Origin of the sequence: Pseudomonas sp. CFBP13528 (genome assembly GCF_005233615.1) — a bacterium.
In the GTDB taxonomy this organism is placed as follows: Bacteria; Pseudomonadota; Gammaproteobacteria; order Pseudomonadales; family Pseudomonadaceae; genus Aquipseudomonas; species Aquipseudomonas fluorescens_AM.
In genome coordinates this window covers 484,571-508,243 of record NZ_QGAJ01000003.1, presented here as the reverse complement: position 1 = coordinate 508,243, position 23,673 = coordinate 484,571, and the positions used below count along the sequence as shown (strand labels likewise).

Annotated in this window: 19 protein-coding genes; 4 read left to right on the top strand and 15 right to left on the bottom strand. The window is 61.7% G+C overall.

Annotation, left to right across the window (positions count from 1 at the left end):
• Positions 1 to 9: 9 nt before the first annotated feature.
• Both PspCFBP13528_RS08895 and PspCFBP13528_RS08890 read right to left on the bottom strand, forming a co-directional pair.
• Positions 10 to 1,293, bottom strand: coding sequence for an FAD-binding oxidoreductase (locus PspCFBP13528_RS08895; RefSeq protein ID WP_137200007.1), 1,284 nt, complete (start codon positions 1,291 to 1,293; stop codon positions 10 to 12).
• 152 nt (positions 1,294 to 1,445) lie between these two features.
• Positions 1,446 to 2,936: an aldehyde dehydrogenase family protein gene (locus PspCFBP13528_RS08890; protein WP_065951497.1), complete on the bottom strand. Its 1,491-nt coding sequence runs from the start codon at positions 2,934 to 2,936 to the stop codon at positions 1,446 to 1,448.
• 154 nt (positions 2,937 to 3,090) lie between these two features.
• Here PspCFBP13528_RS08890 and PspCFBP13528_RS08885 point away from each other — a divergent pair, with 154 nt between their 5' ends.
• The 3 genes from PspCFBP13528_RS08885 (at position 3,091) to nadE (ending at position 6,236) form a co-directional block, all read left to right on the top strand.
• Positions 3,091 to 3,981, top strand: coding sequence for a LysR family transcriptional regulator (locus PspCFBP13528_RS08885; RefSeq protein ID WP_065951498.1), 891 nt, complete (start codon positions 3,091 to 3,093; stop codon positions 3,979 to 3,981).
• Between the two features lie 209 nt (positions 3,982 to 4,190).
• On the top strand, positions 4,191 to 5,405 hold the full coding sequence (gene pncB / locus PspCFBP13528_RS08880; protein ID WP_065883346.1) for a nicotinate phosphoribosyltransferase: 1,215 nt from the start codon (positions 4,191 to 4,193) through the stop codon (positions 5,403 to 5,405).
• A 3-nt stretch (positions 5,406 to 5,408) separates the two neighbouring features.
• Positions 5,409 to 6,236: an ammonia-dependent NAD(+) synthetase gene (gene nadE / locus PspCFBP13528_RS08875; protein WP_065951499.1), complete on the top strand. Its 828-nt coding sequence runs from the start codon at positions 5,409 to 5,411 to the stop codon at positions 6,234 to 6,236.
• Between the two features lie 125 nt (positions 6,237 to 6,361).
• On the opposite strand, the gene azu is transcribed toward nadE, so the two are convergent.
• Positions 6,362 to 6,808 (bottom strand): azurin, encoded by a 447-nt coding sequence (gene azu, locus PspCFBP13528_RS08870; RefSeq protein ID WP_065883471.1) that lies wholly within the window; start codon positions 6,806 to 6,808, stop codon positions 6,362 to 6,364.
• A 332-nt stretch (positions 6,809 to 7,140) separates the two neighbouring features.
• Between azu and PspCFBP13528_RS08860 the strand changes: the two genes are divergently transcribed.
• Positions 7,141 to 7,323 carry a hypothetical protein gene (locus PspCFBP13528_RS08860; RefSeq protein WP_065951500.1) on the top strand — a complete coding sequence of 61 codons (183 nt, stop codon included), beginning with the start codon at positions 7,141 to 7,143 and terminating at the stop codon, positions 7,321 to 7,323.
• Positions 7,324 to 7,366: 43 nt separating this feature from the next.
• Here the strand turns inward: PspCFBP13528_RS08860 and PspCFBP13528_RS08855 are convergent, their stop codons facing one another.
• The 12 genes from PspCFBP13528_RS08855 to PspCFBP13528_RS08800 form a co-directional block, all read right to left on the bottom strand.
• Positions 7,367 to 8,257: a transglutaminase family protein gene (locus PspCFBP13528_RS08855; RefSeq protein WP_065951501.1), complete on the bottom strand. Its 891-nt coding sequence runs from the start codon at positions 8,255 to 8,257 to the stop codon at positions 7,367 to 7,369.
• Positions 8,257 to 10,743 carry a circularly permuted type 2 ATP-grasp protein gene (locus tag PspCFBP13528_RS08850; protein WP_137200006.1) on the bottom strand — a complete coding sequence of 829 codons (2,487 nt, stop codon included), beginning with the start codon at positions 10,741 to 10,743 and terminating at the stop codon, positions 8,257 to 8,259. Before PspCFBP13528_RS08850 ends, PspCFBP13528_RS08855 begins: the two co-directional genes overlap by 1 nt.
• Before the next feature lie 158 nt (positions 10,744 to 10,901).
• Positions 10,902 to 14,192, bottom strand: coding sequence for a transglutaminase family protein (locus tag PspCFBP13528_RS08845; RefSeq protein ID WP_137200004.1), 3,291 nt, complete (start codon positions 14,190 to 14,192; stop codon positions 10,902 to 10,904).
• 187 nt (positions 14,193 to 14,379) lie between these two features.
• On the bottom strand, positions 14,380 to 14,829 hold the full coding sequence (locus PspCFBP13528_RS08840) for a hypothetical protein (protein WP_137200003.1): 450 nt from the start codon (positions 14,827 to 14,829) through the stop codon (positions 14,380 to 14,382).
• 319 nt (positions 14,830 to 15,148) lie between these two features.
• The gene (locus PspCFBP13528_RS08835; protein WP_065883329.1) at positions 15,149 to 15,598 is read right to left on the bottom strand and encodes a hypothetical protein; all 450 of its coding nucleotides are present in this window, start codon (positions 15,596 to 15,598) and stop codon (positions 15,149 to 15,151) included.
• A complete protein-coding gene (locus tag PspCFBP13528_RS08830; RefSeq protein ID WP_137200002.1) occupies positions 15,591 to 16,514 on the bottom strand; it encodes an NAD synthetase in 924 nt (307 codons plus the stop codon). The genes PspCFBP13528_RS08835 and PspCFBP13528_RS08830 overlap by 8 nt, the downstream gene beginning before the upstream one ends.
• 295 nt (positions 16,515 to 16,809) lie before the next feature.
• Positions 16,810 to 17,259, bottom strand: coding sequence for a hypothetical protein (locus tag PspCFBP13528_RS08825; RefSeq protein ID WP_137200001.1), 450 nt, complete (start codon positions 17,257 to 17,259; stop codon positions 16,810 to 16,812).
• Positions 17,256 to 18,188 carry an NAD synthetase gene (locus tag PspCFBP13528_RS08820; RefSeq protein WP_137200000.1) on the bottom strand — a complete coding sequence of 311 codons (933 nt, stop codon included), beginning with the start codon at positions 18,186 to 18,188 and terminating at the stop codon, positions 17,256 to 17,258. Before PspCFBP13528_RS08820 ends, PspCFBP13528_RS08825 begins: the two co-directional genes overlap by 4 nt.
• A gap of 210 nt (positions 18,189 to 18,398) precedes the next feature.
• The gene (locus tag PspCFBP13528_RS08815; RefSeq protein ID WP_101218932.1) at positions 18,399 to 20,702 is read right to left on the bottom strand and encodes a YgiQ family radical SAM protein; all 2,304 of its coding nucleotides are present in this window, start codon (positions 20,700 to 20,702) and stop codon (positions 18,399 to 18,401) included.
• 96 nt (positions 20,703 to 20,798) lie between these two features.
• Entirely contained in the window at positions 20,799 to 22,196 is a 1,398-nt protein-coding gene (dnaB, locus tag PspCFBP13528_RS08810; protein ID WP_003188079.1) for a replicative DNA helicase, read from the bottom strand.
• Between the two features lie 111 nt (positions 22,197 to 22,307).
• On the bottom strand, positions 22,308 to 22,754 hold the full coding sequence (gene rplI, locus PspCFBP13528_RS08805) for a 50S ribosomal protein L9 (protein WP_003171376.1): 447 nt from the start codon (positions 22,752 to 22,754) through the stop codon (positions 22,308 to 22,310).
• 18 nt (positions 22,755 to 22,772) lie between these two features.
• The gene (locus PspCFBP13528_RS08800; RefSeq protein ID WP_065894510.1) at positions 22,773 to 23,666 is read right to left on the bottom strand and encodes a hypothetical protein; all 894 of its coding nucleotides are present in this window, start codon (positions 23,664 to 23,666) and stop codon (positions 22,773 to 22,775) included.
• Positions 23,667 to 23,673 lie beyond the last annotated feature (7 nt).

Sequence of the window (23,673 nt, the reverse complement as noted above, 5' to 3'; positions counted from 1 at the left end):
GCTACCGGGTCAGACCACGATCCGCAGGCACTGCCCCGCGTGGTACAGCGAGAAACCTGCCTCATAGAGGCAACTGCGCAGGCCCGCGCCTGCCAGGGGTTGCATCGGTGCGAAGGGAATCGGCAGCGCCTGGGGATTGTGGTGACATAAATAGTCGGCAAACGCCTTGCCGACCACGCTGCCGGTGGTCACGCCGCGCCCGTTGTATCCGGTGACCGCCACCAGCCCGGGCGCCGGCTCGAACAAACGCATCAGGTGATCGGGCGTAAACGCGATGCATCCGGTCCAGGTGTATTCCCACTGCACCGATTTGAGATAGGGGAAGTAGTGCTGCTGCACCCGATCGGCCCACGCCTTGAGGAACCAGGCCGGCTTCTGGTTACCGTTGCCCAGGCTACCGAGCAACAGACGGCCATCGGCGTCGCGGCGAATGCTGCTCAGCACCTGGCGCGTGTCCCATGAACCCTGACCGCCAGGCAGGATACGCCCGGCGGCGGCATCGGTGAGCGGCGCCGATGCCACCTGATAGTAGTAACCGGGGAAGAAATTACGCCGCAGCTCGGTCCATTCACCTTCGGTATAGGCATTGGAGGCGATCACCACCTGGGCGGCCTGCACCGCGCCCTGGGCGGTCTGCACAGACCAGCCAGCGCCCTGGCGCTCAAGCTGGGTGACGGGGGAATGATCGAACAACTGCCCGCCCAACCCGACGGCCGCATTCGCCAGACCGCTGGTGTAGGCCATCGGGTTCAAGGTGCCGGCGCGTCGGTCCAGCAACGCTGCGGCGATTTTCGTAGTGCCGGTGGCTTGCTCGCAAGCCAGCCCGGTCAGCAACTCGACCGGCGCGCCACGGCGCTTCCATTGTTCTTCACGACTGCGCAGATCCGCCTCGCCACGGGCGTTATGCGCCATGTGCAGCGTCCCCTCGCGACGCACCTGGCAATCGATGTGGTACCTGTCGATCAGGCCGAATACCAGCGACGGTGCCGCGCCCAGCATGCGGTTGAGCTGGCTGCCCACGGCTTCGCCGAAACCGGCTTCGATCTCGTCCGGCGGGATCCACATACCGGCGTTGACCAGCCCGACGTTGCGCCCCGAACCACCGTGGCCGGTGCGGTGGGCCTCTAGCACGGCAACGCTTTTACCCTGTTCCATCAAATGGATGGCGGCTGACAAACCGGTGATGCCGGCGCCGATCACGCACACATCCACCTTGACCTCACCCTTGAGCGCGGCACGATCCGGCCGGTTGGGGGTGAGGTGTTCCCATAAACATGCTTCGCGTAAAGGCATTGCCAGACTCCGTAGAGGACCTAACAAACGGCTATATTCAGTTGTGAACCCGATCAAATGTGGGAGGGGGCTTGCCCCCGATGGCAGTGTGTCAGTCAACAGATGAACAACTGAGCCACCGCTATCGGGGGCAAGCCCCCTCCTACATGGACTCAGTCGAACGTGATGCCCTGCGCCAACGGCAACTCCAGCGAATAGTTCACGGTATTGGTCTGGCGACGCATATACCCGCGCCACGCATCCGAGCCCGACTCACGCCCGCCGCCGGTCTCCTTCTCACCGCCAAACGCGCCGCCGATCTCCGCGCCGCTCGGACCGATATTGACGTTGGCAATGCCGCAGTCACTGCCCACCGCCGACATGAATTGCTCGGCTTCACGCACATCGGTGGTGAAGATGCACGACGACAAGCCTTGTGGCACCGCATTGTTCAGGCGCAACGCTTGGGCAAAGTCGCTGTAGCCGATCACGTACAGAATCGGCGCGAAGGTTTCGGTGCACACCACGTCACTCTGCTCGGGCATTTCCACAATCGCCGGCGACACGTAGTAAGCGTTGGGGAACTGGTCTTGCAGCTGGCGCTTGCCGCCAAACACCTTGCCGCCCTCGCTCAGGGCTTGCTCCAGGGCGTCCTGCATATTGTCGAAGCCGTGCTTGTCGATCAGCGGGCCGATCAGGTTGCCTTCCAGCGGGTGGCCGATGCGCACCTTGGCGTAGGCGGCCTTGAGGCGAGTGACGATTTCTGCCTTGACCGACTCATGGGCGATCAGCCGGCGCAGGGTGGTGCAACGCTGGCCGGCGGTGCCGACGGCGCTGAACAGGATTGCGCGCACGGCCATGTCCAGATCGGCGCTCGGGCCGAGGATCATCGCATTGTTGCCGCCCAGCTCGAGGATGCTGCGGGCAAAGCGCGCAGCGACTTTGGGCGCCACTTCGCGGCCCATGCGGGTGCTGCCGGTGGCGCTGATCAGCGCCACACGCGGGTCATCCACCAACGCGGCGCCGGCCTCGCGGCCACCGATGATCACTTGGCTGAGGTACTGCGGCGCCTCCTTGAAATTCTTCAACACGCGCTCGAACAGTGCCTGGCACGCCAGCGCGGTGAGTGGGGTCTTTTCCGACGGTTTCCAGATCACCGCATTGCCGCACACCAGCGCCAGGGTGGTGTTCCACGCCCACACCGCGACCGGGAAGTTGAACGCGCTGATCACGCCGACCACGCCCAGCGGATGCCAGGTTTCACGCATATGGTGACCGGGACGCTCGGAGGCGATGGTCAAGCCGTACAACTGGCGCGACAAGCCGACGGCGAAGTCGCAGATGTCGATCATTTCCTGGACTTCCCCCAGACCTTCCTGGGTGATCTTGCCGGCTTCCCAGGAGACCAGCTCGCCAAGGTCGGCCTTGTACTCGCGCAACACGTCGCCGAACTGGCGCACCAGCTCGCCGCGACGCGGGGCCGGTACTTTGCGCCAGGCGTCGAATGCATGCTCGGCGCGACTGACCTGCTGCTCCACCTCGGCGGCACCTTCCCAGTTCACGACGCCGATGCGGCTGCCATCGATCGGCGAATGCACGGGCTGTGTCCCCGCCTGGTACAGCGCCGGGTTTACGCCTAGACGGTCAAGCAATGCGGCAACCATGGGGTACTCCTTCAAATCTGCAAAGACAAAATTGCGCCGCCCAAGACACGGCGATCCAGGCCTCATTTGTAGCTGGCCCAAGACTTGCCAACAAACGACGATTAGGCGAGATATCATTCCGTTTATTCATGCAAAGAATAAAAAGAGGCATGCCGTGCTGAACAAAAGACATTTGCCCTCGATCACCGCCCTGCAGTGTTTCGAAGCCGCCACGCGCCACCTGAGCTTTACCCGCGCCGCCGAGGAATTGAACCTCACGCAAAGCGCGGTGAGCAAACAGGTGGCGCAGTTGGAAGAGTTGCTGCAGCACCTGCTGTTTCGCCGCGTGCGGCGCCGCTTGCAGATGACGCCGGCGGGCGACCTGTACCTGGTGGAAGTGCGCAAGATCCTCTCCCAGGTGGAGATGTCCACCCACTACCTGCGCTCCTACGGCGGCGAAACCGAAGTGCTGCGCGTGTCCACGCCCTACACCTTCGGTGCGCGCTGGCTGGTGCCGCGCCTCAAGGGCTGGCGCCTGCGCCACCCACAGATCCATCTGGACCTGTGCAACGAACAGGAACCGGATGAGCTGCTGCAGGGCAAGGCCGACATGGCGTTCTATTTCGGCCAGGGTTCACGCCCCGGCACCGAGAGCTTGAAGTTGTTCAGCGAAGAGCTTGTACCTGTGTGTTCGCCCGAGAGCGTGCCGGCAGAGCCGTTCACCGATCCCACCCAACTGAGCGAACTGGTGCTGCTGCAAAATGCCTCGCGGCCACAGGGCTGGCATGACTGGTTCGCCAGCCAGGGTTTGCACACCGAGCACAGTTATCACGGGCCGCGCTTTGACACCTTTTATATGTGCATTCGCGCGGCGCAGGTCGGCTGTGGCGTGGCACTGCTGCCGCGGTTTCTGGTGGAAGAGGAACTGGCCGACGGCAAGTTGGTGATTGCCTGGCAGCATGGGATGCCGAGCCAGGATGCGTATTACCTGGCTTATCCGGAGCATGCGGCGGAGGTGCCTAAAGTGAGGGAGTTTGTGAAGTGGATGCTTGAGCAGGTTATTTAGTGCCTGGAATATAGCCATCGGGGGCAAGCCCCCTCCCACACTTGGAATGCATTTCAAATGTGGGAGGGGGCTTGCCCCCGATGGCGCCAGTAGCCACACCCCAAAAAAATCACTGGCAATACCCCACAGGTCTATGCGCCACTAGCCCCCTTTCCTCAATTGTGCGTAAAGGCCGGCGCCCAGCGTCGACCCGTCTGGAGATTCCCGTTATGAGCGAGAGTGTGTTTGCCGATCGCATCGTGCAGAACCTGCTCGACACCGACTTCTACAAGCTGACCATGATGCAGGCGGTGCTGCACAACTACCCGAATGTGGAAGTTGAATGGGAGTTCCGTTGCCGCAACAGCGAAGACCTGCGCCCCTATTTGGCGGAGATCCGCTACCAGATCGAGCGTCTCGCCGAGTTGAGCCTGAGCCCGGACCAATTGGGCTTCCTGGAACGTATCAGCTTCATGAAGCCGGACTTTTTGCGCTTCCTGGGGCTGTTCCGCTTCAACCTGCGCTACGTGCAGACCGGCATCGAGAACGGCGAGCTGTTTATCCGCCTGCGCGGGCCGTGGCTGCATGTGATCCTGTTTGAAGTGCCGATGCTGGCCATCGTCAGCGAAGTGCGTAACCGCTACCGCTACCAGACCGTGATCCTGGAACAGGCCCGCGAGCAGTTGTACCGCAAGTTCGACTGGCTGACGGCGAATGCCGCCAGCGATGAACTGTCGGAGCTGCAAGTGGCTGACTTCGGCACGCGCCGGCGCTTCTCGTACCGGGTGCAGGAAGAAGTGGTCAGCGTACTCAAGCATGACTTCCCCGGGCGGTTTGTCGGTACCAGTAACGTGCACCTGGCCCGCGAATTCGACATGAAACCATTGGGCACCATGGCCCATGAATGGATCATGGCCCACCAGCAACTCGGCCCGCGCCTGATCGACAGCCAGATCGCCGCCCTTGACTGCTGGGTCCGCGAATACCGTGGCCTGCTGGGCATCGCCCTGACCGACTGCATCACCACCGATGCGTTCCTGGGCGACTTCGACTTGTACTTCGCCAAGCTGTTCGACGGGCTGCGCCACGACTCCGGCGACCCGGTGCAATGGGCGGAAAAAGCCATCGCCCATTACCACAAGCTGGGTATCGAGCCGATGAGCAAGACCCTGGTGTTCTCCGACAGCCTGACGTTGCCCAAGGCCCTGGAGATTTTCCGCGCCCTGCGTGGTCGCATCAATGTGAGCTTTGGCATCGGCACCAACCTGACCTGCGATATTCCAGGGGTGGAACCGATGAGCATCGTGCTTAAAATGACCGCCTGCAATGGCCAGCCCGTCGCCAAGATTTCCGATGAAGCGGGCAAGACCCACTGCACCGATCCGAATTTTGTCGCCTATTTGCGTCACGTGTTCAAAGTACCTGCCCTATCCAGCAAGGAGTGAAGCATGCAAGCCGTACAGCGTGAGATTGCGCAGCAGCTCAAGGTGCAAGCGCCGTTCAAAGACCAGGCCGCCCTGGAGGCAGAAGTCGCCAGGCGCGTGGCCTTTATCCAGGACTGCCTGCGCAATTCCGGGCTCAAGTCGCTGGTACTGGGCATCAGTGGGGGTGTCGATTCCCTGACCGCAGGCCTCCTGGCCCAACGTGCCGTGCAGGAACTGCGCGCCAGCAGCGGTGACGCGGCCTATCGTTTCATCGCCGTGCGCCTGCCCTACGAAACCCAGTTCGACGAACACGAAGCCCAGGCTTCGGTGGACTTCATCGAGCCGGACGAGCGCCACACCGTCAACATCGGCCCGGCGGTCAAGGCCCTGGCCAATCAGGTTGCGGCGTTCGATGACAAACCGGCGGCATCCCGCGATTTCGTGCTGGGCAACACCAAGGCGCGCATGCGCATGGTCGCGCAGTACACCATCGCCGGTGCGGCCGGTGGGCTGGTGATCGGTACCGACCATGCGGCGGAAGCGGTGATGGGCTTTTTCACCAAGTTCGGAGATGGCGCCTGTGACCTGGCGCCGCTGAGCGGGCTGGTGAAAAACCAGGTGCGTGCGATTGCGCGGCACTTCGGCGCGCCGGAGTCGTTGGTGGAGAAAGTCCCGACCGCCGACCTGGAGGACCTGTCGCCGGGCAAGCCGGACGAAGCGTCACATGGCGTGACCTATGCCGAAATCGATGCATTCCTGCACGGTGAACCCGTGCGTGAAGAGGCATTCAGGATTATCTGCGAGACGTACCGCAAGACGGAGCACAAGCGGGTGATGCCGTTTGCGCCTTGAGGTGAGGCAGATAGTTTTGCGTTGACTGCCAGAATGCCATCGGGGGCAAGCCCCCTCCCACACTTGATTTGTGAATACAGTCAAATGTGGGAGGGGGCTTGCCCCCGATGAACGATAACGCGGTGTTACTTGACGGTCACAGTGCCTTTCATCATCGAGATATGGCCTGGGAACGAGCAGAAGAACATGTAATCCGTGCCCGCCGTCAGCTTCGACACGTCGAATGTCACCGAATCTTTTTCGCCGGCGCCAATAAGCTTGGTGTGGGCGATGATGCGGTCGTCGCCTTCCTTGAGGTAGTTTTTGTCCACCCCGGCGGCCATGCCGTCGCTGGCAACGGGCTGCATGTTGGCGGCGCTGGTCAACACCCAGTTATGCCCCATGACGTTTTTCGGCAGGTTACCGGAGTGCGTCAGCTCGACGGTGAACTGCTTGCAGCTCTTGTCGATGGTGATTTCTTTGGTGTTGAACGACATCTGGTCGGTGGAGTCGACAGTGACCTTGCACTCTGCAGCAAGCAACTGGCCGCTGGCCAGAGTCAGCAGGGAAACAGCAACGAGTTTGGCGAACATGTGAATCTCCAGGGCAGGGTTAGAAAACGCGTATTGCGACAAGGGTGCCTCAAGCAGGCCTAATTTCTTATGATCTGCATCAACAGATTGTATACAACTTTAGGCTATCAGGCTGATCAACACAATCTACCATCGGCCCTCGCGGCAACCGGCTATGATCGGCCCATTCCCCATTGGAGCCTGCGCCATGCACCTCAATCAACTGTTCAAAGGCCTGTTCGCCGCTTACGCCAGCGGTAAGTGAAGGCCAAGCGCGCTGCGAAGCTGCTACCATAGTGACCCAAGGCAGCCGCGCGCCGCCCACCCTCACCTTCGACCCTAGAGGATCGCCCATGGCCAAACCTAATTACTCCTTCGCCAAACGTCAGAGAGACTTGGCCAAGGAACAGAAGAAAGAGGAAAAGTTGCAACGCAAGAAAGCCGCTGCAGATGAAGAAGCGGGCGCACTGAACCCGGACGTCGATGCTGAAGAAACCAGCGACGACACTGAAACACCAAAAGATCCGGCTGAATAATTTCCTTTGCGGTGAGCAGGCCCGCCTTGCTCACCGCAATCTGCTACGCCAGCGGCATTACCGTCACCCGCACTTCCGGGTCATGGTTCCCTCCCCCCAATATCACCCCTCGCAACGGCGACACATCGGAAAAATCCCGGCCCCACGCCAGGGTGATGTGCTCCAGCGCCGGCTGCACGTTATTCGTCGGATCGAAATCCACCCAACCCGACACCGGACAAAACACCGACACCCAGGCATGAGACGCATCGGCACCGATCAGCCGTGGCTGGCCGGGCGGCGGCTGGGTGAGCAGGTAACCGCTGATATAACGTGCCGCCAGGCCCCGCGAGCGCAGGCAGGCGAGCATCAGGTGCGCGAAGTCCTGGCACACGCCGCGACGGCGCTCCAGCACTTCCACCAGCGGCGTGGCGACCTGGGTGGCTTCGGCATCGAAGGTGAATTCGCTGAAGATCTTTTGCATCAGCGCTTGCACGCCGAGCAGCAACGGCTCGCCGGCCGGGAAGCAGCTTTCGGAGAACTCGACGAAGGTTCTTTTCAAATGCACGTAAGGCGATTCGAAGCGATAACGGCAGGCTTCGATGATCTCCAGTGACAGCGCTTGGCTGCTGTAGGTAAAGCTGTCACGGGTGCGGTCCCAGGCCGGCGATTGCCGTAAGTCCAATGCCGGTCGCGCCAGCACTTCCACGGTCAGGCCGGCATTGATCAGCAATTCGTCATGGGGCCGCTCGAACGCCAGGCGGGTGATCGGGTTGCCGAACACGTCCAGCTCGTCGCGGCGTGAAGAGGGCTGCGGGCTGATATCCAGGGTCTGCCAGGTGCACCGTTGCCACGCACAGGGCCGCGGCCATAGATGCGCCAGCTGCTGGGCCAGGGACACCGCGCTGTCGTAGTGATAATGGGTGTCATGGAAAATCTGATAGCGCGCACTCATCACACCGACACCGTTTGCTGGCTGACATCATCCACATGGGCAAAGTGGCGCAGGGCCAGGCGATCCGACACTTGCCCGCTCTCATCGGCGACCGCTTGCAGCAGGTCGGCCAGGCCATCCAACGCGGCGCGCACGCCGGATTCACCGAACAGCGGGTTCTCCAGGCAACCGAGGTCGAAACGCGCCAACTGCTCCACCAACGCTGCCAGGCCGGTTTCCCGCGGCACGCCGAAATCATCATTCAAGCGACGCAAGGTGCGGCTCACCAGCTTGAGCTGGAACAGCACCGCATGGGGGTTCTGTTCGTCGAGCAACAACAGGTCGAGCACCGGAATCAGTTGCGGCACCGCCAGGTACCGCGAACGGTAGGTGATGCTGCTGTTGCCCAGCTCCAGCAACCATTCCAGCCCGGCCTGATCGAAGACCGCCACACCGCGCAGGAACGCGGCAAGGCTGCTGCTCAGAAACTGCAGGCGCTCGATACGCCGGCCCATCATCAAGAAGCGCCAGCCCTCGTCGCGGGTCATATCGTCCAGGGCAAACCCGGACAGCGCCGCCAGGGACATCACCAGGCGGTTGAGGAAGTCCAGCAACTCGCCGAAGTCCGGGGTTTCACGCTCCAATTCCATGGCTTCGCGTTGCAGCTCCACCAGGGCCTGCCAGTTTTCCCGGGACAACTTGCCGCGCACCTGGGACGCTGCCCACTGCAAGCGCTGCAAATTGGCGCGCAGGCTCGAGGGCCAGTCATCGCCGAGCAAGGCGGCCAGCAAGCGGTCGGGCAGCTCGCCCTCTTCCGGCAACAGCCGCAGGCTTTCTCCCAGTTCGACCGCCGCCTGCAAGGCCAACGGATCGTCGCCGTCGACATAGCGCGCCAGCACGATACGCAGCCAGCGCGCACTGTCATCGCAGCGCTCGCAATAACGGCCAAACCAGAACAGGTTTTCCACCACGCGTGACGGCAGATACGGATCGCGGCGCACCAGGTCGTGCGCACCAATCACGCGCTGGGCGCGCCATTGCTCGCCACCGGGCGCACGTTCGCCGAGTACCCAAGTGTCCTTGCTCGCTCCGCCGCGTTGCATCGATACCACTTCGGCATCGGCCTCGGCGGCTACGCGGGTCAGGCCGCCGGGCAGTACACGGTAGCCGTCGTCACTGGCCACGGCATACACGCGCATGCCGATGGCGCGGTGTTGCAAATGGTCTTCCACGGTGTGCCACACCGGTGCCTGGGACAATTGCGCCAGCTCCTGGGCAACATAAGCGTAAGGCCGCGCGCGCATGCGCTCGGCCAGGGCCTGGCGTTGTTCGGCGTTCAGGTCGCGACCGAACACCGGGGCGAAACTCTGCGAAGGGAACGCCGGTTTGATCAACAACTGCGGCAGCTTCTCCAACGCTTCGGCCAGCACCGGCGCCTCACCGCACCACCAGGTGGCGATGGACGGCAGGATCAGTGCTTCGCCAAATAAAAACTCGTTGATCCCGGGCAGGAAACCGAGCAGCCCCGGCGACTCCAGCACGCCGCTGCCCAAGGCGTTGGCCACCAATACATTGCCTTGGCGTACGGCATCGAGCAGGCCCGGGACGCCGAGGGCCGAATCCGTGCGCAGCTCCAGGGGGTCGCAGAAGTCGTCGTCCAGGCGCCGCATGATTGCGTGAACGCGGCGCAGGCCACTGAGGGTCTTGAGAAACACGGTGCTGTCGCGCACGGTGAGGTCGCCGCCTTCCACCAGGGGGTAGCCGAGCTGACGCGCGAGGTAGAGGTGTTCGAAATAGCTTTCGTTGAAGCGCCCCGGCGTCAGCAGCACGATCAGCGGTGGCTGGTCATCGCCGGGCGCCTGGCGGGCCAGGGTTTCCTGGAGTGTGCGAAAGAAACCGGTGAGGTGTTGCACCTGCAAGTCACGGTAAAGATCCGGGAAGGCGCGCGACACAATGGTACGGTTTTCCAGGGCATAGCCGGCGCCCGACGGTGCCTGGGTACGGTCGGCCGTTACCCACCAGCGTCCATCCGGCGTGCGTGCCAGGTCCACCGCATACAGGTGCAGGAAGGCACCATCCGGTGGCTGGATACCCTGGCACGGCCACAGGAAGTTGTTGTGGCCAAATACCAGCTCGGCGGGCAGCAGGCCTTCCTTGATCAGGCGCTGCGGCCCATAGAGGTCGGCGAGCACGGCATTGAGCAGGCGCGCCCGCTGGGCAATGCCGGCCGACAGGTGCTGCCACTCGTCAGCGGCCAGCACGTGGGGCAACAGGTCCAGTTCCCATGGGCGATCGGCGCCCTTGGGGTCGGCGTAGACGTTGTAGGTCACGCCGTTTTCCTGGATCTGCCGGGTCAGCAATGCCTGGCGCTGGGCCAGTTGGGCCGGCGTGCTGCGTTGCAGGTGGTCGAGCAGGCGCTGCCAGTGGGCACGCACTGCGCCGCTGTCATCCAGCAGTTCGTGATAGGTGCCCGGGGTCAGCGGGTAACGGTCGAGCAAGTCGGACATGGAACGCTCGGCAGAGGCAAGGGGGCTCAGGTTAACTTAAATTCACTACGATCCAATGTGGGAGGGGGCTTGCCCCCGATTGCGGTGCCTCAGTGACAGAAGTTCTGACTGACAGACCGCTATCGGGGGCAAGCCCCCTCCCACATTTGGATTGTGATTCAGTCATTTTTATTGGGGAAGCGGCGCAAATCCAGAGTCATTGGCAATTCATCGTTCACCACCACAGTCGGCACAGAGAGCTTGCCCGGACTATGCCCCAAGCGGAAAAACCGCGCCATCCGCCGGCTCTCGGCTTCATTGGCATTCACCGGCAAGCTGTCGTAATTGCGCCCGCCCGGATGGGCCACATGGTACTGGCAGCCGCCCAGCGAGCGCTGCATCCAGGTGTCCAGCAGGTCGAACACCAGCGGCGCGTGCACCGCGATGGTCGGCTGCAGGCAGTTGGCCGGTTGCCAGGCGCGGTAACGTACCCCGGCAACAAACTCGCCGACGCGGCCGGTCGGCTGCAGCGGCACCGGACTGCCATTGCAGGTCAGCACATAACGTTGCGGCGCCAAGCCGCTCAACTTCACTTGCAGGCGCTCCAGGGACGAGTCCACATAGCGCACCGTACCGCCTACTGCGCCCTCCTCGCCCAGTACATGCCAGGGTTCCAGGGCCTGGCGCAGTTCCAGCTCGATACCGCTGACGGCATAGTCGCCGACCTTGGGGAAACGAAATTCCAGGTGCGCGGCAAACCACTCGGCGCGCAGCGGATAACCGGCGGCATTGAGCTCGACGATCACATCGGCGAAATCCTGCTCGATAAAGTGCGGCAACAGGAAGCGATCATGCAGTTCGGTCCCCCAGCGCGCCAACTTCGGTGGCGCGTAAGGTTCACGCCAGAACCGCGCGACCAGCGCCCGCAACAGCAACTGCTGGGTGAGGCTCATGCGCGCATGGGGCGGCATTTCAAAGGCGCGCAGTTCCAGCAGGCCCAGGCGACCGGTGGCGCCATCGGGGGAATAGAGCTTGTCGATGCAGAACTCGGCGCGATGGGTATTGCCCGTGACGTCGATCAGCAGGTTGCGCAGCAAACGGTCGACCAACCAGGGCGGGCATTCTTCGCCCGGCGCGGGCATCTGCGCAAAGGCGATTTCCAGCTCATACAGCGCATCGTTGCGCGCTTCATCCACTCTCGGCGCCTGGGACGTCGGGCCGATAAACAGGCCGGAGAACAGATAGGACAGCGAGGGATGATTGTGCCAATAGCTGATCAAGCTGCGCAGCAGGTCGGGCCGGCGCAGGAACGGTGAATCCTTGGGCGTGGCGCCGCCCAGCACGAAATGGTTGCCGCCGCCGGTGCCGGTGTGGCGACCGTCGATCATGAATTTTTCCGTGGTCAGGCGGGTTTGCCGCGCCTCTTCGTAGAGGAATTCGGTGCGCTCCACCAACTCGTCCCAGGTGGCGGACGGCTGCACGTTGACCTCGATCACGCCGGGGTCCGGCGTCACCCGGAAATGGCTCAGGCGTGTATCCATCGGCGGCTCGTAGCCTTCCAGCAGCACCGGGCAATGCAGTTCTTCGGCGGTCGCCTCGATGGCCGTCACCAGCTCCAGATAGTCCTCGACACGCTCCAGGGGCGGCATGAACAGGTACAGGCGCCCTTCCCGCGCTTCGGCGCACAGCGCAGTGCGGGTCAGCCAGTCGGCGGACTCATCGACCTGCGGCACGCGCTCATCGCTCGGGGCCGGCTCGCCATGGCTGTGCAGGTGTGCGGTGGTCGGCAGCGACGGTTGCTCCTGATTCGGGTCGGTCGGATGCACAAACGGATATTCGGCAGCCGTCACCCAGGGCTGCGAGGCCAACGGCAATCGATACCCCAACGGCGAGTCGCCCGGCACCAGGCGGCAGTGGTTGTCGCGCAGGTACCAGCGCCCGCTCTGCCAGCGATCGTTGGCGGCGGTGCGCGCCAGTGGCAGCACCTGGCCAATGACTTTATCCAGGCCCTGGCTGAAGACTTTGCGCAGGCGCTCGCGCTCCAGGTCATCGCTCAGGCGCGGGTCCTGGGCGGTGACGTTTTGCGGTAGCGCGCCCTCGCGCCACAGGTAGTAGAAATTGTCTTCATACGCCGGGAACACAAAACGCGCCGGCAGCTTGAGACGCTCGGCGATACTGGCCAGAAAGCGCCCGGCCATTACGCTATCCGCGTCATAGTCGGCTTGTTCATCGGCGATCAACGCGCTGTTGTGCCAGATCGGCACGCCGTCGCGGCGCCAGTAGCAGTTCAGGGACCAGCGCGGCAACTGCTCGCCGGGGTACCACTTGCCCTGGCCGAAATGCACCAGGCCCTGCGGCGCGTAGTGCCTGCGCAGGCGCAGGAACAGTTCAGCGGACAGGCGGCGCTTGTCCGGGCCCAGGGCGGCGGTATTCCATTCGGCGCCGTCGGGGTCGTCGATAGACACGAACGTCGGTTCGCCGCCCATGGTCAGGCGCACATCGTCCCTGTGCAGGTCAGCATCGATCTGCCGGCCCAGAGCCTGGATCGCCAGCCATTGCTCTTCGGTGTAGGGCTTGGTCACCCGTGGCGCTTCCCAGAGGCGCTCCACCGACATCTCATGGCTGAACTCGCACTCGCATGGCTCAACCAAGCCACTGATCGGAGCAGCGGACGATGGATCGGGACTGCAGGCCAACGGGATATGGCCTTCACCGGCGAACAAGCCCGAGGTGGCGTCCAGGCCGATCCAGCCGGCGCCGGGCAGATACACTTCGCACCAGGCGTGCAGGTCGGTGAAATCCACGTCGGTGCCGGAGGGGCCATCCAGGGCTTTGACATCGGCGGTGAGCTGGATCAGATAGCCGGAGACAAACCGCGCCGCCAGCCCGAGGTTGCGCAGCAGCTGCACCAGCAGCCAGGCCGAATCGCGGCATGAGCCCGAGGCATTTTCCAGGGTGAACTCCGGGGTTTGCACGCCCGGCTCCATGCGGATCAGGTAGCCGATATCGGCGGCCAGGCGCTGGTTGAGTCCGACCAGAAAATCCACGGCCGGCAACGGTGTGCGGTCGATACCGGCCAGGTAGGCGGAAAACTTCGGCGTCAGCGGCAACGTTTCCAGGTAAGGCGCCAGTTCGCGCTGCTCATCGGCGGCATAGCTGAAGGGAATGTTTTCGGCGTAGGGTTCGAGGAAAAAATCGAATGGGTTGAATACCGCCATCTCGGCGACCAGATCGACCTCAACGCGCAGCTCGTCAGTCTTTTGCGGGAATACCAGGCGCGCCAGATAATTACCCTGGGGGTCCTGTTGCCAGTTGATGAAGTGCTGCTCGGGCAGCACCTTCAGCGCGTAGGACAGTATCCGCGTGCGGCTATGGGCCGCCGGGCGCAATCGCACAATTTGCGGGCCAAGTTCGACAGCACGGTCGTAGCGGTAATGCGTAACGTGGTGCAACGCGACATGAATCGACACGGCGGCCTCCTGCGAGCCAGGGCATGGGCACAACGCGCGCAAGACTTATGCCAGAGCGGCAGTCATTGCGCTTTATCGTGGGAACCGCCGCAGTACAGCACCAAAATGGCGCCAACGGTGGCGTCATGGTGCGAAGGCTGCACATATTTATGGCGAACGCCTGGAGGGAGGTGGTGAATCTACCCAGTCATGGGGCCTTGTGCCTGGCGCCGATGGCTTGCCGCAGGTGGCGAATTTTCACCAATTTGGCCCGCATCTCGCGCTGCCCCTTGCTGTTGAGTATCAGCAGCCCGAACAGTGGAAAAACCAGCGCCAGCCCATAAAGAACAGGATGAGGGGCGTATTGGAACATCGGCAACACAAACAGCAGGCAGGCCACGCAGATACCGATCATCAACCATGTCCAAGAGGGTTTGCCGAGCAAAATCATGAAGTTGCTATGCACCGTCAGGAGCGTGAATACTGCGCCGGCCGCCATGATCTTGAGCCCGACTTGAGCCAGGGGCACATCATCAAAATAGGTGACGAACGCCAGCGCCATGGCCAACGCCAATGAAAAATACGCCGCAAATACGCCGCCCAGAAATGTCAGAAAGTAATGCCTGAAAAAGTCCCGGAGCGTCATCAGTTCGCCCATTCTTTGGCCAGGGGGTTGCCCATGGGGTGTTCTTCCTTGAAGAGGTAGAGACTGAAAGGACGCTATCGGGGGCAAGCCCCCTCCCACATTCGACTGCATTCTCATGCTGGAACTCAGTCAAGTGTGGGAGGGGGCTTGCCCGCGATAACCATTCAATGGGCGCCACCCTATCAAACGGGTTCACCACCGACCACAAAGCGAAACGCCAACCCGAGACTGGCGCTTTACAGGTCAGGGCGGCCGGCTGGTTTAGCGAGATATCCTAAAGCGGGCCAGACCTTCTGGTGAAGGTGCGAACACAGGTGGTGAATCTACCCAATCAACGGCGTTTATGTTGGGCAGTCATGGTCTGGCGCAGGCGGCGGACTTCGACCAGTTTGCGGCGCATTTGGCGGTGGCGTTTGCTGTTGAGCAGCAACAACCCGAGCAGCGGAAACAGCAGGCTCAATCCATAGGACAGAGGATGAGGACCAAAGGCAATAGTGGGCAGTACCGCCAGAACACAGAGTGCGAGCAGCGCCGCCAGCGGCCATACCCACTGCGGTCGCCCGCGGGCGATCATGAAATTGCACTGCACGATGCCCCACGTCAGCGCGAGGCCACCCAGGAAGGAATACTTGAGGTTGTCGTCCATCGGCAAGCTTGGGAAATAACTGTCGAAAATCAGTGGCACCGCAAACACAAGGCTGAACACCGCCGCGAAAATAGCGCCCATGAAGACCGGAAAGTACTGCGCCAGAAAACTGCGAATACCAGGTAGCTCATTCATCGCTCATTTCCTCATACAGCCCCACGGCAATGGTGCGCACATTCCCGGAAATTGCGCTGCCGGTAAAGCCGATGGCCGCGCCCAATGCATCCTGTATCTGGGTCACTGTGGCATGCCTGACCTGAACGGGCGTGAACCGCTTGGTCGTCTCGCCGGACAGCTGCTTCAACTTGAGCATTTTGGCGCTCATGCGCGGGTCCTTGATGCTGAGCAGCTCCTTGGTAAGCTTGGCGCGCTCTTGCCGGTTCAATCCGCGCAGCACGTCCCGCACGCTTTTGCCGGTGGTCGCCTGGTTCAACCGCACCAGTTTTACCGTGGTCAACGTCGATGCACCGACCCCGATCAACGACGCCGCGTCCAGCGCGATCATCGTGTAGTGATACCACTGCGAGCTATCAAGCTTGTCATTTTTGGAGGGGTCGCTGATCTCATTGCTGACGCGATAGCCGCTGGCAAAACACTGGAGCGTGCTGGCCGTGGCAGCGGTATAGCCGATGGCCGTAATCACAGTGCTGGCGCCCGCCGTGAACGGCACAGCAACGGTGCCGCTGAGCACAACGATCCAACCGATAATCGCGCCCGCGCAGGATAGGGAGGTGTTGATCGCCTCCCCCACCAGGCGCGATTCGCGGGGGTTGTCCTGGACCTGTTGCGCAAACTGCGCCGGGGCGATGTATTTCTGCGCCTCACGCAAAATAACGCGCTTGGGGGCAATGCTGCAGATAGGCTGGAACTCACGCAGGGTCACCACGTTGAAGTCGGCGTCGATATACACCACGCCCGCACCAACAATGCCGGGGTCTGCGTCAATGGCCGCGAACAGCCGCGGCAGGTTGATCTGGCTTTCAATGCGCTGTCGCGCCATGAACTGGGAGCGGTTGGAGTCCATGCCGATGCCAGCCAGGGGGTTGCCCATGGGGTGTTCTTCCTTGAAGAGGTAGAGACTGAAAGGACGCTATCGGGGGCAAGCCCCCTCCCACATTCGACTGCATCCTCATGCTGGAACTCAGTCAAGTGTGGGAGGGGGCTTGCTCCCGATGGCAATCTAATGGGTGCCACCTTACCAAACAGGCTCACCACCGACCACAAAGCAAACGCCAAGCCGAGACTGGCGCTTTACAAGCCTGGGCGGCCGGCTGGTTTATCGCGAGATCGCAACGCGGGCCAGACTTCCTGATGAGGGTGCGAACACAGGTGGTGAATCTACCCAATCAACGGGCTCTACGCTGGGCAACGACGGCCTGTCGCAGGCGCCGTATTTCAAGTAGCCGCTGACGCATTTCGCGGTGGCGCTTGCTGTTGAGCAACAGCAAGCCCAGCAGTGGGAACAACACCGCCGAGCCGTACACCAGGCGGTTGAGGTCGTACTGAATCATCGGCAAGACGAACAACAGGCATGCGCCGAGGTATCCCGCCACCAGCCTGGCCGCCCAGGGATAGCCACGCGCGATCATCACGTTACCAAACACCAGCACCACCACCAGCAGCAGAATCGCAGCCCCCGAATAGCTGGACTTGAGCGCTGGCTCTACCCCACGCAAATAGGTCACGCCCGCAGTGGAAACTGCGACTGAGCCGGAGAAGATCGCCATGAAGACGGTGCCCATGAACACCGGAAAATAACGGGCGAGAAAACTGCGCATATCGGGGAAGCCGCTCATTCGGTCAAATCCTCGTACAAGCCGATCGCAATGGTGCTGGCCGTACCGACATGCCCGGTTCGATAGCTACCGGCGATGCCCAATACGCCGCCCAGCGCATCTTTCAATTGGGTCAGCGTGGCGTGGCGGATTTCGGTGGAGCTGTAGCTCTTGGTCAGCTTGCCGGCGCGCTGCTGCAGCTTGAGCAACTTGGGCGTCAGGCTCGGATCGCGCAGGCTGAGCAACTCCTTGGTCAATTTCTTGCGTTCCTGACGGCTCAGACCCTTGAGCAGCTCATACCAACTCTTACCCAACGCGGCGGCCTTGTTGGCTTTGAGCAGCCTGACCGTGGTCAAGGCCCCCGTGCCGATCCCCACCAGCGAGGCCGCATCGAGGATGGGTGAAACCGCGCCATACCATTCGGCGTCGTCCATGCGGTCGTTTGCATCGGGATCAAGTATTTCGTTATAGGTACGTGCCACGCCAAATCCGCATTGGGCGCTGCTCGCCAGCGCCGCAGTGACGCCGATACCCACCACAAACGCACTGGCACCCGCAGTGAACGGCACAGCGACGCTGCCGCTGAATACAACGATCCAGCCAATCACCGCTGCGCCACATGAAAGGCCCATATCAAACGCCTCTTTCCTCAGACGTCCTTCGCGGGGGTCAGTCTTCACCTGCTCTACAAACTGTGCGGGCGAGATGTATTTCTGCGCCTCGCGCAAGATGATGCGCTTGGGCCTGATACTGCAGATGGGCTTGAATTCGCGCAGGGTAATGACGTTGAAGTCGGAATCGATGTAGACGACGCCTGCGCCAACGATGCCGGGGTCAGCATCGATAGCTGCAAACAGCCGCGGCAGGTTGATCTGACTTTCAATACGCTGGCGCGCCATGAACTGGGAGCGGTTGGAGTCAATGCCGATGCTGAGCAGGGGGTTGCTCATGGGGGTGCTCTTCCTTGAAGGGGGGTGACGGAACTGACGCTATCGGGGGCAAGCCCCCTCCCACATTTTGAATGTATTCACACATCAAAGTGTGGGAGGGGGCTTGCCCCCGATGGCAATCTGATAGGTGCCACCTTACCAAACAGGCTCACCACCGACTAGAAAGCAAAACGCCAGCACGAGGCTGGCGTTTTGCATGTCAGGCTGCGATCAACGCGGCACCACCGGCTTGCGCGCAGGCTTGCCGCCTTTGCCCTTGGCCGCATCGGTACGTTCCTTCGCCGCCTGTTTGTTACGCGCCTGAGCCGCCGCCTTGGCTTGCTCGCGCTTGTCCCACGGGTTGCTGCCGTCGCTGCCACGCGGTGGCAGGCCGGTGTGCTGGGTGAGGATTTTGGTGGTGGTTTCCCTGGCGACCTTGTGGCTGCCGGCCGGCGTCGAGTTCTTGCGACGCGCGCTCTGGTAGCTGTCGGTGCTCGGCTGATGCAGCGGGATCAACTGGTCCTTGCCCGGCCCGATCAGGTCGGCACGGCCCATGCGGGTCAGCGCTTCACGCAGCATTGGCCAGCCCTTGGGGTCGTGGTAGCGCAGGAACGCCTTGTGCAGGCGGCGCTGCTCTTCGCTCTTGACGATGGTCACCGCGTCGCTCTTGTAGGTGACCTTGCGCAGCGGGTTCTTGCCCGAGTGGTACATCGCGGTGGCGGTGGCCATCGGCGAAGGGTAGAACGCCTGCACCTGGTCGGCGCGGAAACCGTTGCCCTTGAGCCACAGGGCCAGGTTCATCATGTCTTCATCGGTGGTGCCGGGGTGGGCGGCGATGAAGTACGGGATCAGGTACTGCTCCTTGCCCGCTTCCTTGGTGTACTTCTCGAACATGCGCTTGAACTTGTCATAGCTGCCAATGCCCGGCTTCATCATCTGGTTGAGCGGACCTTCCTCGGTATGCTCCGGGGCGATCTTCAGGTAGCCACCCACGTGGTGAGTCACCAGCTCCTTGACGTACTCCGGCGACTCGACGGCGAGGTCGTAGCGCAAGCCGGAGGCAATCAAAATCTTCTTCACACCCGGCAACGCACGGGCGCTGCGGTACAGCTGGATCAGCGACGAGTGATCGGTGTTCAGGTTCGGGCAGATGCCAGGGAACACGCACGACGGCTTGCGGCACGCGGACTCGATTTCCGGGCTCTTGCAGGCGATGCGGTACATGTTCGCGGTCGGCCCGCCGAGGTCGGAGATCACCCCGGTGAAGCCCGGCACCTTGTCGCGGATCTCTTCGATTTCGCGAATGATCGACTCTTCGGAACGGTTCTGGATGATGCGGCCTTCGTGCTCGGTGATCGAGCAGAAGGTGCAGCCGCCAAAGCAACCACGCATGATGTTCACCGAGAAGCGGATCATGTCGTAGGCCGGAATCTTTTCCTTGCCGTACACCGGATGCGGGACACGGGCGTAAGGCATGCCAAACACGTAGTCCATTTCTTCGGTGGTCATGGGAATGGGCGGCGGGTTGAACCACACATCCACTTCACCATGTTTTTGCACCAGAGCGCGGGCGTTGCCTGGGTTGGTTTCCAGGTGCAACACGCGGTTGGCGTGAGCGTAGAGCACTGCGTCGCCACGGACTTTTTCCACCGACGGCAGGCGGATTACGGTTTTGTCGCGGGTCATGCGCGGGCTGGCCAGGATCTGCACGACCTTGGCTTCGTCCGGATCATCAACCGGCCCCTTCTCTTGCTCAATGGCGCAAGCCTGGGTGTCCTGGGTGTTCACGTACGGGTTGATGATCTTATCGATCTTGCCCGGACGGTCGATACGCGTGGAGTCCACTTCGTACCAGCCTGCCGGCGTGTCACGGCGAATGAACGCAGTGCCGCGCACGTCAGTGATGTCTTCAATCTTGTGGCCCCACGACAGGCGCTGGGCAACTTCGACAATTGCGCGCTCGGCGTTGCCGTACAACAGGATGTCGGCGGTGGCGTCGATCAGGATCGAGTTACGCACGCGGTCCTGCCAGTAGTCATAGTGGGCGATGCGGCGCAGGGAGGCCTCGATGCCACCGAGCACGATCGGCACGTTCTTGTAGGCTTCCTTGCACCGCTGGCTGTACACCAGGCTGGCGCGGTCCGGGCGTTTGCCGGCCATGCCGCCAGGGGTGTAGGCGTCGTCGGAACGGATTTTCTTGTCGGCGGTGTAGCGGTTGATCATCGAGTCCATGTTGCCGGCCGCGACGCCGAAGAACAGGTTCGGCTCGCCGAGCTTCATGAAGTCGTCTTTGGACTGCCAGTTCGGCTGGGCAATGATCCCGACGCGAAAGCCCTGGGACTCCAGCAGCCGGCCGATGATCGCCATGCCGAACGACGGATGGTCGACGTAGGCATCACCGGTGACGATGATGATGTCGCAGGAATCCCAGCCAAGCTGATCCATCTCCTCCCTGCTCATGGGCAGGAATGGCGCAGGACCGAAACATTCGGCCCAGTACTTGGGATAGTCAAATAACGGCTTGGCTGTTTGCATGACGGTGACCGGTGTTGAGATGAAAAATCGCGGGCGCGGAATATAGCACAAATTTTGACCAATTCCGACGGTAATGGTCGGAATTGAGCAAACGGGTTACTCGTCGTCGTCGAAGTTGTAGCTGCCCGGCGCGAGGTTTTCGAAGCGCGTGTACTTGCCGATGAACGCCAGGCGGATAAAGCCGATAGGCCCGTTCCGCTGCTTGCCGATGATGATCTCGGCAATGCCTTTGTGTTCCGTTTCGGGGTGATACACCTCGTCGCGGTACACGAACATGATCACGTCGGCGTCCTGCTCGATCGCTCCGGATTCACGCAAGTCGGAGTTCACCGGGCGCTTGTTGGGGCGTTGTTCCAGGGAACGGTTGAGCTGGGACAGCGCCACCACCGGGCAGTTGAATTCCTTGGCCAGGGCTTTCAGGGAGCGGGAGATTTCGGAAATCTCGTTGGTGCGGTTGTCGCCGCTGGAACCCGGGATCTGCATCAACTGCAGGTAGTCGATCATGATCAGGGCGATGTCGCCGTGTTCACGCACCAGGCGGCGGGTACGCGCACGCATCTCTGAAGGGCTGATACCGGCGGTGTCATCGATGAACAGCTTGCGGTCGTTAAGCAGGTTGACCGCCGAGGTCAGGCGTGGCCAGTCGTCGTCCTCCAATTGGCCGGAACGCACCTTGGTCTGGTCGATACGACCCAGGGACGAGAGCATACGCATGATCAGCGATTCACCTGGCATCTCGAGGGAGTACACCAGCACCGCCTTGTCGCTGCGCAGTACGGCGTTCTCCACCAGGTTCATGGCGAAGGTGGTCTTACCCATCGAAGGACGGCCGGCGACGATGATCAGGTCGGACGGCTGCAAGCCGCTGGTCTTCTCATCGAGGTCGGTATAGCCGGTGGAAATACCGGTGATCGCGGCATCGGTATTGAACAAGGTGTCGATGCGGTCGATGGCCTTGGTCAGCAGGTCGTTGACGCTGACGGGGCCGCCGGTCTTGGGCCGTGCTTCGGCGATCTGGAAGATCTGGCGCTCGGCTTCGTCGAGGATCTCGGCGGCGGTGCGACCTTCGGGGTTGAAGGCGCTGTCGGCGATCTCGGTGCTGATGCCGATCAACTGGCGCAGGGTGGCGCGCTCGCGGACGATCTGCGCATACGCCTTGATGTTGGCGACAGACGGCGTGTTTTTCGCCAGCTCACCGAGGTAACCGAGGCCGCCCACTTGGGAGGTCTGGCCCTCCTTGTCCAACTGCTCAGCCAGGGTCACCACGTCGATCGGTGAGTTCTGGTCGGCCAGCTTGGCGATGGCGCGGAAGATCAGGCGGTGGTCATGGCGATAGAAGTCACCGTCCGAGACTTGATCCAGCACGCGTTCCCAGGCGTTGTTGTCCAGCATCAAACCACCGAGCACAGCCTGTTCGGCCTCGATGGAATGCGGCGGCACCTTCAGGGCAGCGGTTTGCAGGTCATATTGCTCAGGAGCGGAGATTTCGTTCATGGCCACTTGGAATTTAAGGGTGTGTAGAAAAACAAAAGGCACGACCTGTAAACAGGATCGTGCCCGATGTTAACCGGCTGGCACACGAGGTGCCAGTCAGTTAGGTGCGACTTAAGCTGCTACCACGACAACGCGTACGGTGGCTTCAACTTCGGCGTGCAGGTGCACGGCTACGTCGAATTCGCCTACGTTGCGGATGGTGCCGTTCGGCAGACGAACTTCGCTCTTCTGCACTTCAACGCCGGAGGCGGTCAGTGCATCAGCGATGTCGTGGGTGCCGATCGAACCGAACAGCTTGCCTTCGTCACCGGCGGTGGCAGTGATAGTCACTTCCAGCTCAGCCAGTTGGGCAGCGCGAGTTTCGGCCGAAGCTTTTTTGTCTGCTGCGGCTTTTTCCAGCTCAGCACGACGCTCTTCAAACGCAGCCAGGTTGGCAGCGGTTGCAGCGGTGGCTTTGCCGTATGGCAGCAGGTAGTTACGACCGTAGCCGGCCTTAACGTTCACTTTGTCGCCCAGGTTGCCCAGGTTGGCGACTTTTTCCAGAAGGATCAGTTGCATGTGAAAATCCTCTAACTTTTAACCTTCACCGTTCGCGCTATCGGCGTCTTTCGACGCCAGACGTCCGCGAAAATCAATCAGGCCGTCGACAATGGCCAAGACCACGAGTAACGGATAGATCAGCTGCATGAACAGCAACAGCGTCACGTACAACCCCACCAGCCAGAACCTGGCCAGGCGCTTTCGCGCAACCAGCCCGTGAATCAGGGCCAGCCCGGCAAACACCAGCGGTACGCTGCAAATCGGCGCCAGCAAGGCCATCTGTGGACCGAAGTTCGGTCCGACAACCATGCACGCCAGCAGCAACATCGCCGGTCCCGCGGGAATCCTGATACTGCGAAACTCGCGACCAAAACCACCCGGGTTATACAACAACGCCTGCCAATAACGCCCAAGAATCAGGCTCAGCACGCTGACAACCTGCAACAAAGCCGCAATCAGGCCGGTCAGGACCGGGGCAATCAGTGACGCAAACCGCGCTCGCTCATCTACCGACAATTGCTGGTAGAGATCCCCGAGGGCCAGCGGCAGGATCTTGACGATCTCCTGCGCCAGCGCCTCGATTTGCGGGCGGAAAGCCGCGCCAAGCATCACTGAGTACACCAACCCCACTGCCACGCTGACCAGCAGCGTACGGACCCAGGACTCACTTGCGCGTAAAACCAACGCAAGGCTCGATGACCCCAGCAGTACCAGAAGTACCCGTGGATCACCCATTTGCAGCCACCAGATCAAGGCCGGCAACAAACCCAGGGCAAGAACGCCCAGGGCGTCCTTCAAACCGCGCCGCAGGAGCACAAGGCAACCTGCGGCAGCACCCAACCAATAAAGCAACGGCAATGCCGCACAGCCAGCCACTACCAGAGTGGCCTGCACACGACCGCGCATGATGAACTCAGCTAAGGCGCGCATGCATTCA